Origin of the sequence: Candidatus Microbacterium colombiense (genome assembly GCA_029203165.1) — a bacterium.
In the GTDB taxonomy this organism is placed as follows: Bacteria; Actinomycetota; Actinomycetes; order Actinomycetales; family Microbacteriaceae; genus Microbacterium; species Microbacterium colombiense.
The window spans coordinates 231,822-247,104 of the sequence record CP119308.1 but is presented as its reverse complement, the minus strand read 5'-3'; the positions used below and the strand labels follow the sequence as shown (position 1 = coordinate 247,104).

The 15,283-nt window shown below is 67.4% G+C and carries 21 protein-coding genes; 12 read left to right on the top strand and 9 right to left on the bottom strand.

Going from position 1 to position 15,283, the window contains the following annotated elements:
- Positions 1–155: 155 nt before the first annotated feature.
- From P0Y60_01355 to P0Y60_01340, 4 genes are all read left to right on the top strand, one after another.
- On the top strand, positions 156–548 hold the full coding sequence (locus tag P0Y60_01355) for a hypothetical protein (protein WEK61438.1): 393 nt from the start codon (positions 156–158) through the stop codon (positions 546–548).
- A gap of 89 nt (positions 549–637) precedes the next feature.
- Positions 638–1,648, top strand: a complete 1,011-nt coding sequence (locus P0Y60_01350) for a hypothetical protein (protein WEK61437.1) — start codon at positions 638–640, stop codon at positions 1,646–1,648.
- Positions 1,645–2,244 (top strand): GNAT family N-acetyltransferase, encoded by a 600-nt coding sequence (locus P0Y60_01345; GenBank protein WEK61436.1) that lies wholly within the window; start codon positions 1,645–1,647, stop codon positions 2,242–2,244. The genes P0Y60_01350 and P0Y60_01345 overlap by 4 nt, the downstream gene beginning before the upstream one ends.
- A gap of 22 nt (positions 2,245–2,266) precedes the next feature.
- Entirely contained in the window at positions 2,267–2,623 is a 357-nt protein-coding gene (locus P0Y60_01340; GenBank protein WEK61435.1) for a hypothetical protein, read from the top strand.
- 39 nt (positions 2,624–2,662) lie between these two features.
- Here the strand turns inward: P0Y60_01340 and P0Y60_01335 are convergent, their stop codons facing one another.
- Genes P0Y60_01335 through P0Y60_01325 form a run of 3 tightly spaced genes read right to left on the bottom strand, consistent with a single transcriptional unit; the run spans position 2,663 to position 5,028 of the window.
- On the bottom strand, positions 2,663–3,778 hold the full coding sequence (locus tag P0Y60_01335; GenBank protein ID WEK61434.1) for a DUF6226 family protein: 1,116 nt from the start codon (positions 3,776–3,778) through the stop codon (positions 2,663–2,665).
- Positions 3,775–4,395 carry a class I SAM-dependent methyltransferase gene (locus P0Y60_01330; protein ID WEK61433.1) on the bottom strand — a complete coding sequence of 207 codons (621 nt, stop codon included), beginning with the start codon at positions 4,393–4,395 and terminating at the stop codon, positions 3,775–3,777. The genes P0Y60_01335 and P0Y60_01330 overlap by 4 nt, the downstream gene beginning before the upstream one ends.
- 42 nt (positions 4,396–4,437) lie before the next feature.
- Complete coding sequence (locus P0Y60_01325; protein WEK61432.1) at positions 4,438–5,028, bottom strand: Lrp/AsnC family transcriptional regulator; 591 nt, start codon at positions 5,026–5,028, stop codon at positions 4,438–4,440.
- Positions 5,029–5,179: 151 nt separating this feature from the next.
- Between P0Y60_01325 and P0Y60_01320 the strand changes: the two genes are divergently transcribed.
- The 5 genes from P0Y60_01320 to P0Y60_01300 are packed head-to-tail and all read left to right on the top strand — an operon-like array spanning position 5,180 to position 10,423.
- Positions 5,180–6,766, top strand: coding sequence for an ABC transporter substrate-binding protein (locus P0Y60_01320; protein ID WEK61431.1), 1,587 nt, complete (start codon positions 5,180–5,182; stop codon positions 6,764–6,766).
- A gap of 10 nt (positions 6,767–6,776) precedes the next feature.
- Entirely contained in the window at positions 6,777–7,838 is a 1,062-nt protein-coding gene (locus P0Y60_01315; protein ID WEK61430.1) for an ABC transporter permease, read from the top strand.
- A complete protein-coding gene (locus P0Y60_01310) occupies positions 7,835–8,746 on the top strand; it encodes an ABC transporter permease (GenBank protein ID WEK61429.1) in 912 nt (303 codons plus the stop codon). The genes P0Y60_01315 and P0Y60_01310 overlap by 4 nt, the downstream gene beginning before the upstream one ends.
- A complete protein-coding gene (locus P0Y60_01305; GenBank protein WEK61428.1) occupies positions 8,743–9,591 on the top strand; it encodes an ABC transporter ATP-binding protein in 849 nt (282 codons plus the stop codon). Before P0Y60_01310 ends, P0Y60_01305 begins: the two co-directional genes overlap by 4 nt.
- Positions 9,584–10,423 (top strand): ATP-binding cassette domain-containing protein, encoded by an 840-nt coding sequence (locus P0Y60_01300; protein ID WEK61427.1) that lies wholly within the window; start codon positions 9,584–9,586, stop codon positions 10,421–10,423. Before P0Y60_01305 ends, P0Y60_01300 begins: the two co-directional genes overlap by 8 nt.
- A gap of 46 nt (positions 10,424–10,469) precedes the next feature.
- Here the strand turns inward: P0Y60_01300 and P0Y60_01295 are convergent, their stop codons facing one another.
- From P0Y60_01295 to P0Y60_01270, 6 genes are all read right to left on the bottom strand, one after another.
- The gene (locus P0Y60_01295; protein WEK61426.1) at positions 10,470–10,841 is read right to left on the bottom strand and encodes a hypothetical protein; all 372 of its coding nucleotides are present in this window, start codon (positions 10,839–10,841) and stop codon (positions 10,470–10,472) included.
- Positions 10,838–11,329: a hypothetical protein gene (locus P0Y60_01290; protein ID WEK61425.1), complete on the bottom strand. Its 492-nt coding sequence runs from the start codon at positions 11,327–11,329 to the stop codon at positions 10,838–10,840. Before P0Y60_01290 ends, P0Y60_01295 begins: the two co-directional genes overlap by 4 nt.
- A 115-nt stretch (positions 11,330–11,444) precedes the next feature.
- Entirely contained in the window at positions 11,445–11,846 is a 402-nt protein-coding gene (locus tag P0Y60_01285) for a hypothetical protein (GenBank protein ID WEK61424.1), read from the bottom strand.
- Between the two features lie 9 nt (positions 11,847–11,855).
- Positions 11,856–12,758, bottom strand: coding sequence for an alpha/beta hydrolase (locus P0Y60_01280; GenBank protein WEK61423.1), 903 nt, complete (start codon positions 12,756–12,758; stop codon positions 11,856–11,858).
- A 54-nt stretch (positions 12,759–12,812) separates the two neighbouring features.
- Positions 12,813–13,187: a hypothetical protein gene (locus P0Y60_01275; protein ID WEK61422.1), complete on the bottom strand. Its 375-nt coding sequence runs from the start codon at positions 13,185–13,187 to the stop codon at positions 12,813–12,815.
- On the bottom strand, positions 13,184–13,633 hold the full coding sequence (locus tag P0Y60_01270) for a hypothetical protein (protein WEK61421.1): 450 nt from the start codon (positions 13,631–13,633) through the stop codon (positions 13,184–13,186). Before P0Y60_01270 ends, P0Y60_01275 begins: the two co-directional genes overlap by 4 nt.
- A 151-nt stretch (positions 13,634–13,784) precedes the next feature.
- Here P0Y60_01270 and P0Y60_01265 point away from each other — a divergent pair, with 151 nt between their 5' ends.
- From P0Y60_01265 to P0Y60_01255, 3 genes are all read left to right on the top strand, one after another.
- Complete coding sequence (locus tag P0Y60_01265) at positions 13,785–14,123, top strand: hypothetical protein (GenBank protein ID WEK61420.1); 339 nt, start codon at positions 13,785–13,787, stop codon at positions 14,121–14,123.
- 76 nt (positions 14,124–14,199) lie between these two features.
- Positions 14,200–14,850 (top strand): GNAT family N-acetyltransferase, encoded by a 651-nt coding sequence (locus P0Y60_01260; GenBank protein WEK62837.1) that lies wholly within the window; start codon positions 14,200–14,202, stop codon positions 14,848–14,850.
- Between the two features lie 24 nt (positions 14,851–14,874).
- Positions 14,875–15,204, top strand: a complete 330-nt coding sequence (locus tag P0Y60_01255; GenBank protein WEK61419.1) for a hypothetical protein — start codon at positions 14,875–14,877, stop codon at positions 15,202–15,204.
- Positions 15,205–15,283 lie beyond the last annotated feature (79 nt).

Below are 15,283 nucleotides of genomic sequence, written 5' to 3'. Positions count from 1 at the left end.
CACGGTACCGGGGTGCGGGATGCGCGGGGGAGCCGCCGAGCGTGCCCGCGCGCCGTCGTCATATCTGAGGACGAATATCCCCCATTCAAGGGGAAGACGTATCCAAGAATACGAGCCAGGCTGAGGATGCCCCGTTCCGTATCGGAGGAACCGCAGTGCCACACCGTCTTCGCAACGCTCTAAGACTTGCCGTACCTGCACTGGTGTTGTCTCTGAGTGGAGTCGCAGCCCCGGCTGCGGCCGGCGCGGCCGATTTGCAGGACGACTTCGCGGCTACACAACCGGTGAGAACGAACTGGTGGGTCCTCGCGGTCTTCGCGTGCGCGGCGGTCCTCGCGATATTCACTCCTTGGGTGGCGGTCGTGCATATCGCGCTGGTCGGCTTCGCCTCCTTCCGGCTGATGCGACGTCCCCCTCGGCTCGAGGCCACGATGTTGATGATCGCGATCGCGCTCCTCGTTGTGTCGTTCACAGTGATCGTGATGACGGGCGCGCTGGCCCTCGGATTGGAATCGACTCAGAGCGGGACATCGGTACAGCTGCCGTGAGCCCTTCACGGCCGAGCGTGCCCGCGCATCGGGGGCGCCGTGCCCTATGATCCCAACGTCGATGGTGTGATGTTCTGAGGGGATCTCGCGTGGTGAATCAGGCTCCGATGGTGACGGGCGAGCGGGTCTTCCGCCGGAATCTGCTGAGGGCGACCATCGGGTCGCTCGTGCTGTCCGTGGTGTTGTCGGCCGCGGCGCTGTTCATCATCCCGCAGTTCCTCCCGTTCCTGATGGACCGTCAGACCCGCGGGCTGATCGTCGCGGTGGCCGCGGTCGCGCTGACCGCCGCCGTCTGGTCGGGGGCGTTCTGGTTCCGCAACATCCGCGTCGTCGTCGGCGCCGATGCGGTCGAGATCGGGCGCCCGGGCAATCGCGAGACCTATTCGCGCGCCACGACCGCATTCCGATCCAAGATCACCGAGCATCGGACGAACGGCCTGCGCAGCGGCACGACTCGCGCCCTGGTGGTGCACAGTGCCGGGCGGGAGATCACGATCGAACTTCCCGGATACTCCCGGGCGACGTTCAACGAGCTGATCGCGGCACTCAACCCGATCACCCCGGCGCACGTCGACCCGGTCGAGGCCGCGCGTGCCCGCGCAGCGCTGCCCACCTCGTTCCGTGTCGATGCCTCGCGCGAACGGGGCTTCGCCGCGAAACTCACGATCGTGGCCGTCATCGCCTCCGTGGTGACGCTCGCCGTCGTCGCGCTGGCCTTCACGCCCGGATTCCTCGACGGGGAGCTGTCGGCGCTCATCCTGCTCGCGCCGATGTCGGCCGTCGTCGCGATCGGGTTCGCGATCGGCGCGGCACAGCGTCGCCGGGTCGCGCGTTCCGCCCCCGAGCACCTGTCGATCAGCCACTACGGTTTGCGCATCGGTGACGTCGATCACCCGTACGACCAGCTGACGCGCATCTGGGTCACACCGCCCGCCTACGCCACGAAGCGCCTGAAGCTCGACCGCGCCGCAGGCCGCAGCATCACGCACATGCTGGGCTCGTCGCGCATCGAGATGACCCCCGAGTACTCGGTGTTCCTCGACGCGCTGCACGCCGAGACCGCACAGCGGCCGGGGCTGTTGTCGCTGGACCTGGAATGACCGCCTCATCAGGGGTGGGGTTCTCGTATGCCCCGGAGTATCCGATCCGCACCGAGCGTCTGCTGCTGCGTCCGATCACGCCCGCCGATGCGGTGGCGATGCACGCCTACAAATCCGATCCGGACGTCGTGCGCTACGTGCCGTACGACCCGCTCGATCTGGCCGACGTGGAGCGGCGCATCGCGACGACCTGGGCGAACTCGCGCTTCGCGGCCGAGGGGGATGCGATCTGCCTTGCCGTCGAGGAGCAGGAGAGTGGCACACTGATCGGCGACGTCGTGCTGTTCTGGCGCAGCGAGACCGACCGCTCGGGCGAAGTCGGATACATCTTCGACCCCCGGTTCTCGGGGCGCGGCTTCGCCACGGAGGCCGTCGAGGCGCTTCTTGCGATCGGCTTCGACGGGCTCGGATTGCACCGGATCGCCGCCCGGATCGACGAGCGCAACACCGCTTCGATCCGCGTCGTGGAGCGGATCGGCTTCCGCCGCGAGGCCCGTCTCGTCGAGAGCGAATGGTTCAAGCAGGAGTGGACGACGATGCTGATCCACGGTCTGCTCGCGGCGGAGTGGCGCGACCGCGCGGCGATCGAGGGCTGACGGCATCCCCCATAATCGAGGGGTGACTGCCACTGCAACGCTCCCTTCCCTCGACGGCCGCCGATTCCGGATGGTGTCGTCCACGACCTCGGCGGTCGACCCCGCCGCACCCAGCATCTTCGAGTACTTCGAACGCGACGGAGCGATCTGGGGCGGATACGAGGGTGACACGGTCACGTTCGGCAAGTTCGTCGGCACCCGCACGGGTGACACGATCTGGGTCTCGTTCGTGCACGTGCTCGTCGCCGACGGCTCGGTCGTGACCGGCGACGGTGAGAGCGAGCTCGAACTGACCGACGACGGCGGCATCCGCCTCGTCGAGCACTACGAGATGCACGGCCTTCCCCAGCTCAGCGTGTGCGAGGAGATCGCCGCCTGAGCCGCGCTCGCCCTCAGGCGCAGGCGCACCGGATGTGCGTCAGGAAGGCGTCGTGCGAAGGGTCCACGCCGGCCACCAGCCGTCGGCGAGATTCCGGAGCGCCTGCGCGGCGTGCTCGAGTTGCTGCGGAGTGCGTGCGGGGTCGGGTTCGCTACTGGTCGTGCGGTAGCCGCCGTCGAGGGAGCACAGCTGCGTGAAGTGCCATCGACGGCTTCCGACCGGGAACCTCTCCCGCAACCCGCCGGCCGCGATGGCCAGGAGGTCCGCTTCCAGCTGATCGGCCACCGTCTCGGCGGACTCGTCGCATGCATCGCACGAACACTGTGGCGCATCGGTGTGGAACAGGGCGCCGGCCGTAATCCGCGCGGACTCCACGGTGGCCGTGATCGTCACCGGGGCGCCGGTGGAGGGTCGCAATGCCACCCGCGTCTCCGGGCCCACGGTCTGCCGATCGACGTCGACCACGTAGTGTGCGGCCAGGTACGCGACCACGGCGTCGAGGTCACACAACAGCGGGGCGAACCGTTCCGGGTGGGAGAGCCGCGAGTACGCCTCCTCCGGGGGTGGGCCATCCACCCACCGGTTCCCGTAGGGGATGATCTGGCCGTCGCTGTCGCGGTACTCCCGATCAGGGAAGGGCGGTCGTTCGAATGCCGCCGTGGGCACGCTCAGAGTCGGGTGGGATTCGAGGTGCGCGAGGTCGTTCATCTCCTGATCGTCCCGATCGGCCTGATCCCACGTGGAGAGCATCTCCACGAACGGCTCTCGATGCTCGGGCTGCTCCACCATGATGCGCACCAACCCTGCCACCGGGATCGACCGTGTCGCGGTGCCCACCTGAAGTTCGCCGGCCATGCTCCACGTCGCGGTGGGATGCACCACGGCGATCACGTTCCCCACGAATCGCGACGCCGACTCGGCCAGCTCCGGCGTCGACAGTACCTCGGGGTGAGCGGCCAGGAACGACCACAGCGCCGACACGTCGCCTACGAGATCAGTGGGATCCGTGCCGTTCTGCTGCAGGAACGACGCGAACCGTTCGAACCCCTCCACGAATCGGGTCGGGGGAGGGAGTTCAGGACTCGGCCAGGACAGCGTGGCGGACGCCGCCGCCGGCACAGGTCCCGCCGGCGCGGGAAAGAGGTCTTCGGTCATCGCGTGCTCCCGTCCCCGTGCGGCATCCGTCGTTCGCCGATGATCGTGCCGACCGTGCGCTCGCCGCGGGCTTCGCGGACGTGCGTCTCCACCACGTCGAAGCCGGCGGCATCGAGCAACTCCCGCAGGTGCGCGACGGGCCACCGGTAGGCGCGCGCCACCGCATGGTCGAACGGTTCGACGATGGCTCCGCTGAAGAACCCGAGGACGAGCCGCCCGCCGGGTCGAAGCACGCGCGCGAACTCCGCGATCGGCGTGGAGATGGCCTCCGGTGCGTGATGGATCGTCGAGAACCAGGAGAGCACGCCGGCGAGTGATCCGTCGTGCTCGTCGATGTCGTCGATGCTCCCGAGATCGAAGCGGATGCCGGGATACATCGATCGGGCGCGCTCGATGAACAACGGGACGAGGTCGATCCCGCGAGCGTCGAGCCCGCGCTCGACCAGATGATCCGTCCACTGCCCGGGGCCGCAGCCGGCGTCCAGCACCGGCCCGTCGATCCCTGCGGCCCAGGTGTCGACGATCTGCCGGTCGGACGGATGCACGGCCGACATCGAGCCGAGCAGCTCGGCGTATTCCGCAGCGCGCGCCGAATAGGCGGCAGTCGTGGTCGTCACCTCATGAGGCTACCGACGAGCGCCGCGCAGCGCCGGCGCAGATCAGCGGGGCGGAAGAGTGTCGCGGCCGGGGGAGGCCGGCGTCCAGCGCGTCATGCCCAGCAGCGCGCTCGTGCTCGCACGCTCGGGAAGGTCGGCGGGCAGCAGGTACGGGCGGCGGATCACCTCGTCGAGCACGACGACGCTCACGACGGTGCGCACCTCGGGCAGCTGAGCGATGACGCCGGTCGAGAATTCGTGCACGCCGCTCACGTCGACCGCGCGGATCAGCAGCATGGCGTCGTGCTCGCCGGTGGTGATCGCACACCACTCGACGTCGGGCATCTCCATGACCCGTTCACGGAAAGACGCCCATGCCTGCGGCAGCACGGTGACGAACACGAGCGCCCCGATCGAGAGCCCCGCCTTGGCCTGATCGACCCGGGCGCTGAACCCCGTGATGACGCCGTCGTGCACGAGTGATTCGACGCGCGTGTACGCATTGGCGCGGGAGATCCCCACCTTGTCGGCGAGAGCGGCGATCGAGACGCGACCGTTATCACGCAGCACATCGAGGATTCTGTACGCGGTCTCGTCCAGAGGAGTGGCATTCCGTCCAGAATGCTTCGACGGTTCGGCATCCTTGCTGGACATATTGCTCTCCACATCCGAGGTTCTGGACAGACCATGATCGTGATCTGCATCCTTGCTGGACACATCGTCGCATATGATGCGAATCTGATCACCGGTCGTCCACATCTGGATCGACTACACCCGAATGTACTCCTCGCCTTTGGAGGCCCTCATGTCGTCACGCCGAAGCACGTCGGTCATTGCGCTCGGAGCCGTCGCGCTCCTCGCGCTCGCAGGTTGCTCGGGAGGGAACTCGGCCAACAACGGCGACCAGTCCTCCGGTTCTGACTCGCTGGTCATCGACACCGCGTTCTCGATCGAGACCACGGATCCCGGTCACACCTACGACCCCACCGGCAACATGATCGCCAAGGCGCTCTACGAGACGCTGGTCGACTTCAAGGGTTCCGACGTCTCGACGCCGATCCCGGGTCTCGCGTCGTGGGAGCAGAACGACGAGGCGACCGAGTTCACCTTCACGCTCGAGGGTGACCGCGTCTTCTCCGACGGTTCGCCGATCGAGGCGAAGGACGTCGTCTTCACGCTCCAGCGCATCCAGGGCATGGAAGACGCCAAGCCGAACTTCCTGCTCGGCGGCCTCACCATCACCGAGGTCGACGACAAGACGATCCAGTTCACGTCCGAGACCCCGCTGCTGCAGCTGCCCGCGATCCTCGCGAACCCGGCGCTCGGCATCGTCAACTCCGACGTCGTGATCGAGAACGGCGGCACCACCGACGGCAGCGACACCGCGCAGAAGTTCCTCGACGGAGCATCCGCCGGATCCGGCCCGTTCGTGCTCGACACGCTCGACCTCAGCTCGCAGGTCGTGCTGACCCGCAACGACGAGTACAACGGCGACGAGGAGTCGGCATACAAGCGCGTCGTCGTGCGCAACGTCTCAGAGAGCGCCACGCAGCTCGCCAACCTCAAGGGCGACGACTCCATGGTCGCGATGGACCTGAACGGCGACCAGGTCGCGGGCCTCGGCGACAGCATCAATGTCGACTCGGTGCCCTCCGGCCAGACGATCTTCCTGCTGCTGAACCAGTCCGAGGCTGTGGCCGGTGACCTGGCGAACGTGAAGATCGCCGAGGCGATCCGCTACTCGCTCGACTACGACGCACTGCTCGAGCTGGCCGGTGCCGGTTCCGTGCAGGCGACGGGCGTCATCCCGCCCGGATTCGAAGGCGCCCTCGACGGCGGCGTGACGCAGGACCTCGACAAGGCCAAGGCCGCGCTCGAGGAGGCCGGTTACACGGGCCAGACCCTGAAGCTGCAGTTCCCGAACGACTACCCGGTCGGCGGCGTGGAGTTCACCCCCCTCGCCGAGCGCATCCAGGCACAGCTCGAGGATGCCGGCATCACGGTCGAACTCGCACCCGCGCCGTTCGCCACCGAGCTCGACGCCTACGTCAACGGCACCGAGGGCTTCGGCCTGTGGTTCTGGGGCCCGGACTACGCGGACTCCGCGAACTTCCTGCCCTTCGCTCCCGGTCTGAAGGTCGGCCTGCGTGCCGGCTGGGCTGCCGAGGCGAACCCCGAGATCGCCGGTATCGCCGCAGGCGCCGCCAGCGCGACGGATGCCGACACCCGCACCAGCGCGTTCACCGAGTTCGCCGAGGCCATGCAGGCCGAGGGGCCGTTCGTTCCGCTGATCGTCCCGGGCCGCAACATCGCGGCTGCGGACAGCGTGACCGGCGCCGTGTACAACTCCGTCTGGGAGATGGACATCGCCGAGATCACCCCGGCCGGCTGAGCGGTACTCCATGACGACAGTGGCGGTGCAGAGGCAGGCGCAGAGGCGCCGTTCGCCTCTGGTCGGATACCTGCTGCGGCGGATCGGGACCTCCCTGCTCCTGTTGGTGGGCGTGACGATCGTCACGTTCCTGCTCACCAACCTGGTGCCGGGAGACCCGGTCTCGGCCGCGCTCGGTGAAGGAGCGTCCCAGAACCCGGCGACGCGTGAGGCGTTCATCCGGGAGCACGGACTCGACCAGCCACTGTTCATCCAGTACTTCATCTATATGGGGAACCTGCTGCGCGGGGACCTCGGCACGTCGCTGGTGACCGGACGCCCGGTCACCAGCGACCTCGCCACCGCGGTACCCGCGACGATCGAGATCGCCATCGGCGCGATCATCCTCAGCCTCGTCGTGAGCATCGTGCTCGGCACGCTCGCCGCCTACCGGCGCGGACTGGTCACCGACCAGGTGATCCGCGTCGTGACTCTGGTCGGACTGAGCGTCCCCACCTTCTGGCTGGCGCTCGTCAGCTTCTACGTCTTCTTCCTCGAACTGCGCATCGCCCCCGGATCCGGTCGCATCTCGCCGTCGATCACTCCGCCGCCGCGCGTGACCGGCCTCTACACGGTCGACTACCTGCTGAACGGCGACGCGGTCGGCTACTTCGATGCCCTCGCCCACCTCGCCCTTCCCGTGATGGTGCTCTCGCTCGTGACGATCGGCCTGCTCACCCGTTTCATCCGCACGTCGGTGCTCGAAGTGCTCGGTAGCGACTACGTGCGCGCCGCCCGGGCCAAGGGCCTTCCCGCGATGCGCGTGATCCTCGACTACGTGCTGCGTGGCGCCTCGCTGCCGATCCTCACCGTCGTCGGTGTGGCCTTCGGCGCCCTGCTCTCGGGAACCGTGCTCGTCGAGTCGGTCTTCGCGTGGCCGGGCCTGGGCACCTACGCCTACAACTCCGCCGCGAACCTCGACCTGCCCGGCATCATGGGTGTCGGTCTCGTGGTCGGGCTCATCTATCTCCTCATCAACTTCGTCGTCGATCTGCTGTACGGCGTCCTCGACCCGAGAGTGAGGATCGCATGAGCCGCATCGCCGCAGCCACCCCGGCCGGACGCTTCCGCTTCCGGTGGCCCCGCGCCTGGCGTACCCCGCTGGGCATCATCGGCACCGTCATCGCCGGCGCCTGGATCATCGTCGCCTTCACGGCGCAGTGGTGGGTGCCGTTCGGCCCCAACGCCCAGGTGCTCCCGCGGTTGCAGGAGCCCGGCATCGACACGCTGCTCGGTACGGACGGCAACGGCCGCGACATCTTCTCGCGCCTGATGACCGGGGCGACCGTGAGCCTGCCGCTCGCCCTCATGCTCGTGATCGCCGCCATGATCATCGGCACGGTCATCGGCGCGCTCGCCGGCTACTTCGGCGGCTGGGTCGACGAGACGCTGATGCGCATCACCGACCTGTTCATGGCGTTCCCGACCGTCATCCTCGCGATGGTGGTCGCCGCCTCGCTCGGACCGTCGCTGTTCAACGCCGTGATCGCCGCGATCGTGGTGTCGTGGCCGCAGTACTCCCGCGTCACCCGCAGCATCGTGCTCGGACTGCGAGGGCAGAACTACGTGATCGCCGGACGCCTGCTCGGCCACTCGCCGCTGCGCACCCTGTTCGTCGACATCCTCCCGAACATCGCCGGCCCCGTGCTGGTGCTCGCGACGCTCGACATCGGTGCCGCCATCCTTCTCCTCTCCGGACTCTCGTTCCTCGGTCTCGGTGCGCAGCCGCCGACGGCCGAATGGGGATCGATGATCTCCGGGGCGATGCAGAACTTCGACGCCTGGTGGCTCGGAGTGTTCCCGGGTCTCGCGATCCTCACGGTGGTGCTCGCGTTCAACTTCCTCGGAGACGCGATGCGCGACGTGCTCGACCCCACGGCCGAGATCGCCCACGAGAAGCAGGCCGACCACAAGGCGTCCGCGACGGGAGTCGCCGCATGAGCGCGCAGAGCACGACGGTTCAGGATGCCGCGGCGCCGCGCGACGTGGCGTTGAGCATCCGCGACCTCACGGTCGACATCGGGCGACCGCTCGTGAAGGGCGTCTCGCTCGAGCTCCAGGCCGGCCGCATCCATGGCCTCGCCGGCGAGTCCGGATCCGGCAAGACGCTGACCTCTCTCGCGGTGCTCGGACTCCTGCCGCGCCAGGCGAAGACCGGGGGATCGATCCGCCTCGACGGTGACGAGCTGGTCGGGCTCGGTCGCCGCTCGCTCAACCGCATCCGCGGGAAGCGCATCGCGATGATCTTCCAGGATCCGTCCGCATCCCTGCATCCGCAGCTGCCCGTGGGCCGTCAGCTCACCGACCACATGCGCGTGCATCTCGGACTCAAGGGAGCGGCTGCCCGTGCGCGTGCCGTCGAACTGCTCGAGATCGTGCAGGTGCCGAATCCGACCGAGGCGCTCAAGCGCTACCCGCATCAGTTCTCGGGGGGCCAGCGTCAGCGCATCGCGATCGCCTGTGCTCTCGCCTGCGATCCCGAAGTGCTGTTGGCCGATGAGCCGACCACGGCGCTCGACGTCACGGTGCAGGCCGGCATCCTGACGTTGCTGCGCGACCTCGCGACCGACCGTCAGCTGGCCGTGCTGCTCGTCACGCACGACCTGGGCGTGATGAGCGCGATCGCCGACGAGGTGGCCGTCATGAAGGACGGGCGCATCGTCGAGCACGCCGATCGCGCGACGCTGTTCCTCGATCCTCAGCACGAGTACACGCGCACGCTGCTCGCAGCCCTTCCGGGTTCGCGAATCGACGAGGCGCCGGAAGGGCAGGCCGCAGATGAGTGAGGTCACCGTCCTCGACGCGCAGGGCATCGTGGTGCGCTACCCCGGCAGCCCTCCCGTGGTCGCCGTGAACGGGGTGTCGATCAGCGTCGCCGCGGGTGAGACCGTGGCGCTCGTCGGCGAATCGGGCAGTGGCAAGTCGAGCCTCGCCCGCGCTGTGGTCGGCATCGAGAAGACCGCCGCGGGAACCGTGCGCTTCCGCGATGCTCCCGTCGCGCCGCTCGGCATCCGCCGCCGGGCGACCGCGCTCACCGGCATCCAGATGGTGTTCCAGGATCCGTCGACCTCGCTGAACCCGCGGCGTCGGATCGGCGACCAGATCGCCGACGGCATCGCCACGGCACGGGCACGGGGAGCCGCCGGTTCGACCGTGGAGGAGTGGCTCGAGCGTGTGGGGCTGCCGACGAACGTGGTCTCGCGTTTCCCGCACCAGTTCTCGGGCGGTCAGAAGCAGCGCATCGCGATCGCCCGGGCGCTGGCGGCACGACCGTCGCTGCTCGTGGCAGACGAGCCGATCTCGGCGCTGGATGCCTCCACCCAGACCAGCGTCGCCGGTCTCATGCGCGACCTCGTCGCGGAGTCGGGAGCGGGGATGCTGTTCATCTCACACGACCTCGCCGTGGTGCGCCGCATCGCCGACCGCACCTTCGTGATGTTCGCGGGGCGTGTGCTGGAGTCGGGTGCGACCGACCGTGTGTGGGCCGACCCGCAGCATCCCTATACGCGTGCGTTGCTCGCCGCGATCCCGGAGCCGGACGGGTCCGGGCGCATACCGGTCGCCCCGACGACCGAGGAGCGCATCGTGTGGTCGGAGATCCCGCCGGTTCTGAACTGACTCGTGCGCTGAGACGGGCAGCACAGGGCTGGTGCGGGGGCACCGTTCATAGCGTTGCTCTGTGGACGATGTCCGCGTCGTCGTCGAGACGGGTGTACGCGACGTGATCGCCGGAGATCGTGTACCCGATGAAGCCGGTCACCCCGCTGCTGGTGGATCCGTAGAGCTCTTGCGCTCCGCCGGCGCGGATCGCGTCGATGACGGCGACGAGCTGGGGGAAGTCAGTGGGGTCGTCGAAGGGCTCGGCATGCACGATCCGCGCGACATGAATGCGCACGGAGTCGTCGGCGAGCTCGAGAGTGAGCGTCCGTGAAGCAGTGGGGGCGGTGAGCAGAACGATGCGGGCATCCGCGCGGATCGTCACGACGGACTCGCCGTAGCGCGTGCGTAATTTGGTGGTCAGGTCGGATGGCGTCATGACATCTCCGTCAGTGCCCGCGATTCATCACTGCGTGCGGGTGATTCGTCGCGCGCGCTCTGCTTCTCGCGCCGAGCCGGGAAGAGGAGCACGAGCCCGGTAGCTGCAAGACAGCAGGCTGTCCAGAGCCCGTGTCCGGGGATGCCGTCGGCGCTGCCCCATTGGATCCAGAAGAATCCGGAGTCCGCGAGAGGGAACGCGAGAGCGACCGTCACGATCGCCACCGCTCCGAGAGGCACTCGAGGAACGACGCGTGCGACCACGAGCGCGACGACGATCGCGGCCATGACTGCCCACAGTGTGAGGAGGGGCATGAGGTCGAAAGAGGACATGGCCGCAGAGCACGCCGGATTCATCTCCGTCCAGCTCGCGCCCACACAGGGAGCCCAATACGTCGCCGTGACCCACACCGTCCAGAGCGATGCTCCGATGAGTACGCCCGCGCTCGCGAACCGGATCCACCCGTGGATGCGTTGTGTGTTGCCCATGGCGTGGATGCTACCCCGCGGCCCAGCGGGCTGGCGAGGCCCCGCGGCCCAGCGGGCTGGCGGGCTGGCGAGGCCTGACCGACGGGTGTCGCTTTGACCCTCTCGGACGCGTCAGCTATTCGCTGCTCCGCCGTGATCTGATTTCGGCGCGAGCTGCCCAAGCTGAGGTGATCGCCGCAATGACTGCCACGCTCGTCGTGGTCGGAACGAGCGGAAAGTCCTCGGCGCTACCCAGGCAGATGAGACAGAGCGCTGCGGCGATGACCGCCGCAGCGCCGCCGCTGGCGGACAGAGCGATTCCAGGGCGTGAGGAGAGCAGCCGCACGAGCAGGTGGGTGATACCGCGGATGGCGATTCCTGCGGCTATGCCGATACACGCGAACATCGGGATCACCCAAGACAGAATCACCCAGTTCGGATCTTCCGATCCTTCGACGCGGCTTGTTCCTGCCAGCAGGACCGCGACCGCTGTACCGATGATGAGCCCCGCGAGGCCGGCGGCGAGTGTCGGCTTCACGATGTCGCCTCAGAGGGTCCGCTGGCGAAGTGTCAACACCGCGTCGCTGAATCCCGCGGGGTCTTCCTGAGGGGTGTTGTGACCGGCGCCAGGCAGCACGACGCGCTCGAAGCTGCCAGAGAAGTGGGCCGCATCCTCGGATGAGTCGAACCAGCCGAACCCATCTGCTCCGCTGTCGACGGAGACCGTGGGCACCGAGATGGCAGGCCTCTGCGCGAGACGACGCTCCAGGTCTTCGTAGCGCGGATCCCCCTCGGCCAGTCCGAAGCGGTGCCGGTACGAGTGGACCGCCACGTCGACGAAATCCGGGTTGTGCAGGCTGGGGGCGGATGCCGTGAACGCCGTCTCTGCCTCGGCCCACTGCGGAGACCACTCGCGCCACAGTGAACGGCACAGCTCTTCGCGATACTGTGCGAGACCTCGCCGCCCCCGCTCGGAGTGGAAGTAGTACTGATACCAGTCCAACTTCTCGTCGAGAGGAGCGGCCGGTTCGACGGACCCGGCGATGTCTTGGATGGCGTACCCGGAGACCGTCACCAAGCCGTCGATGCGCTCGGGGAACAGCGCGGCGGAGACGCAGGCCGCACGCCCACCCCAGTCGTACCCCGCGACGATCGCCTTCTCGATGTGCAGCGCGTCGAGGAGATCGATCACGTCCTGGCCGAGCGCCGCCTGTTGACCGGAGCGCATCGTCTGGTCCGAAAGGAACCGCGTCGGCCCGTAGCCGCGCAGGTACGGCGCGATGACCCGGAGCCCCGCCTTCGCCAGCCGAGGGGCGACATCGTCGTAGGAGCGCACATCGTAGGGAAACCCGTGCAGGAGGACGACGGTCCGCCCGCCCGGCTCGCCGATCGTCTCGTATCCGACGCGCAGCAGAGGGGTGTCGATGAATTCGACCTCACTGATCGGCATCCCGCACCCTTCGCTCGACGGAGTCACGCCCGTGCTCCCCAGGGTATTGCGCCGTCACAGCGCGGTGACTCCCAGGAACGCGAGCGGCGCAGATCCCCACCACAGAGCGGGCAGGGATCCGATCGCGCAGGCGGCGGCGAACACCACCGCGACGATCACCCATTTGCGGCGTGGTGAGGGAACCCCTTTCGTCAACGCGATGATGCAGATCACCAGTCCGGCAATCGTTGGCCCTTCCAGTAGCAACCACGCTCCTAGCCAGATTGGGTAGAAAAACAATGTGATGCTCTGTTGGAAGAGGTATACAGGCAGCCACACCGCGGCCCAAAGCACGACGTGCGCTGTTACCGAACCAACGACGAGCGCTAGCCCCAGGTTGGTGAGCCTTCTCGATGCTGGAGGTGGAGGGAGTTCATCGACGTCGATCACAGAGCGATGGTGAGGGTGGCCAGCAGTGCTCCGTCGGCGTCCGTGACGGTCACGACGGTGCCCGGGTAGGAGCCGATGCCCGCGAGGCCGAGCGCGAAGGTGAGTGTTCCGGGCTCGACGATGGCGCCGGAGACGAGGCGTGCACCACGTGATCCTGATCGGCTCTGCGACCAGGATGCCGGGATCGAACCGGACGAGTTGATCGCCCACTGGTTCGCGGTTCCGTCGATGTTCACGTCCACGGTGACGCCCGCCGGCAATGTCTGGGTCGTCGTGAGGTACAGCGTGAACCGCGTGGCACTGCTCGTGTCGGCCGTGACGGCCACCGGATCGACCTCGCTCGCGGCGGCCAAGGGCGCCGCGACGGCGACGGCGACGATCGGTGTGGCCCAGACGGCACCGATCACGGTTCGACGGGAAACGGTGCGATCGTCGGGCGCAGGCATGGCGAAAAGGTATCAGCCCGCGGTGACCGGCCAGGACGCGGTGGGAACGGGATTCCGTCACATGTGAGGGTGCGGCCTTCGGGATCAGCGCTCAGACAGAATGGCAGGCTGAATCGAATCAGGATGACCGCTTCGACACAGGAGGTGCGGTGTGAACGAGTTCGGCGAACCTCCGTCGAGAGTCTCGGTCGGTGACGGTCTCATGGCAGCACATGTCTTCGTCGCCGTCATCGGAGGACTGTACGTGCTCAGCATGATCATGAACGTCGACGGTTGCTCGGATCGTTGCGACTATCCCACCCTGGAGTATGCGACCCGCGCGTTTTGGACCTTGGATCTCACGGTGCTCCTGGGCGGATCGCTCGCCTATGTCCTGCTGCCGTCGCGAACCCCGAGGGCGTGGTTGGTGCCCGGCATCGGTGTGGCCATCACGGCGGTCGCCCTGGTCGTCACGATCATCGCGATCGACAGTGCCCTTGTGCTGGGATAGCGTCTGGCATCCGCGCGCCAGAGGCGTGCACGTAACGAAGTGTGGCGAGCGTGCGGGGCACCCTAGGATCGCCCACATGGATCTGCAGAGCATCTGGCCGCTGTTCGGCCTCGAGATCGAGACACCTCACCTGATAGTTCGGCCGGTTCGCGATGCCGATCTTCCCGGATTGGTTGAGGCTGCGCTCGACGGCGTGCACGAGCCGGAGCGGACGCCCTTCGGCTTCCCCTGGACGGACGCCTCCCCGGATCAACTGCCGACCAACCTCGCACAGTTCCAATGGAGTCTTCGCAATCAGGTCTCACCGCACAACTGGACAGTGCCCTTCGCCGTTCATCACGAAGGACGGGTCATCGGCGCGCAGGATCTCGCGGCCTACGGCTTCGCTGACCGGCGCACCGTGAACACGGGCTCGTGGCTCACGCGATCGGCGCAAGGGCGAGGTTTCGGGACCGAGATGCGTTCCGGCTTGCTCTCGTTCGCGTTCGACACCCTCGGCGCCGAATGGGCGGAGTCCAGCGCGGCGGCCTGGAACGAGGCATCTCTTCGCGTATCGAAGAAGCTCGGATATCAGCCGAATGGTGTCACTCGGGTCTCGCCGCGCGCCGGAGAGCCCGTCGATGAACAGCGTGTGCGACTGAGCCGAGCTGACTTCGTCAGGCCAGACTGGTCGGTCGAGATTCGAGGCGAGGATGCTGCGCTGAGACAGCTTGGCATCGAACCGTAGCGCGAGGTGTGCGAACCGAAACGTATGGATCAGCGAGACAGTGAATCCCGCGGCCTCTGGGTCGTGTTGTTGTGGGGCGCGCAGATCGCAACCGCACTGGTCGTGTGGGTATCTGTCTGGCTCCGGGTGTTCAGCGTGGCGGGGTGCGACTCCGACTGCGATGTCGACGTGCTGTGGACCGCCATCGAATCCTTCGGTTGGGCCTGCATCGCCATCGTCGTGATCGCAGGGTGCGCGTCGCTGCTCCTGAGGCGATGGCGCAGGGCATGGATCATCCCGGTCCTCGGAATCGCACTGATCGCTCTCGGAGGGATCGTCGCGCACAGCGTGAGCAGTCAGGCTCTGGGCTACTGATTCTCGTGACGGCTCGTGTGCGACCGGAACCGTATGGATACGCTTAGGCAACCCTTATCTCACGGAACAGGTCCCCTCC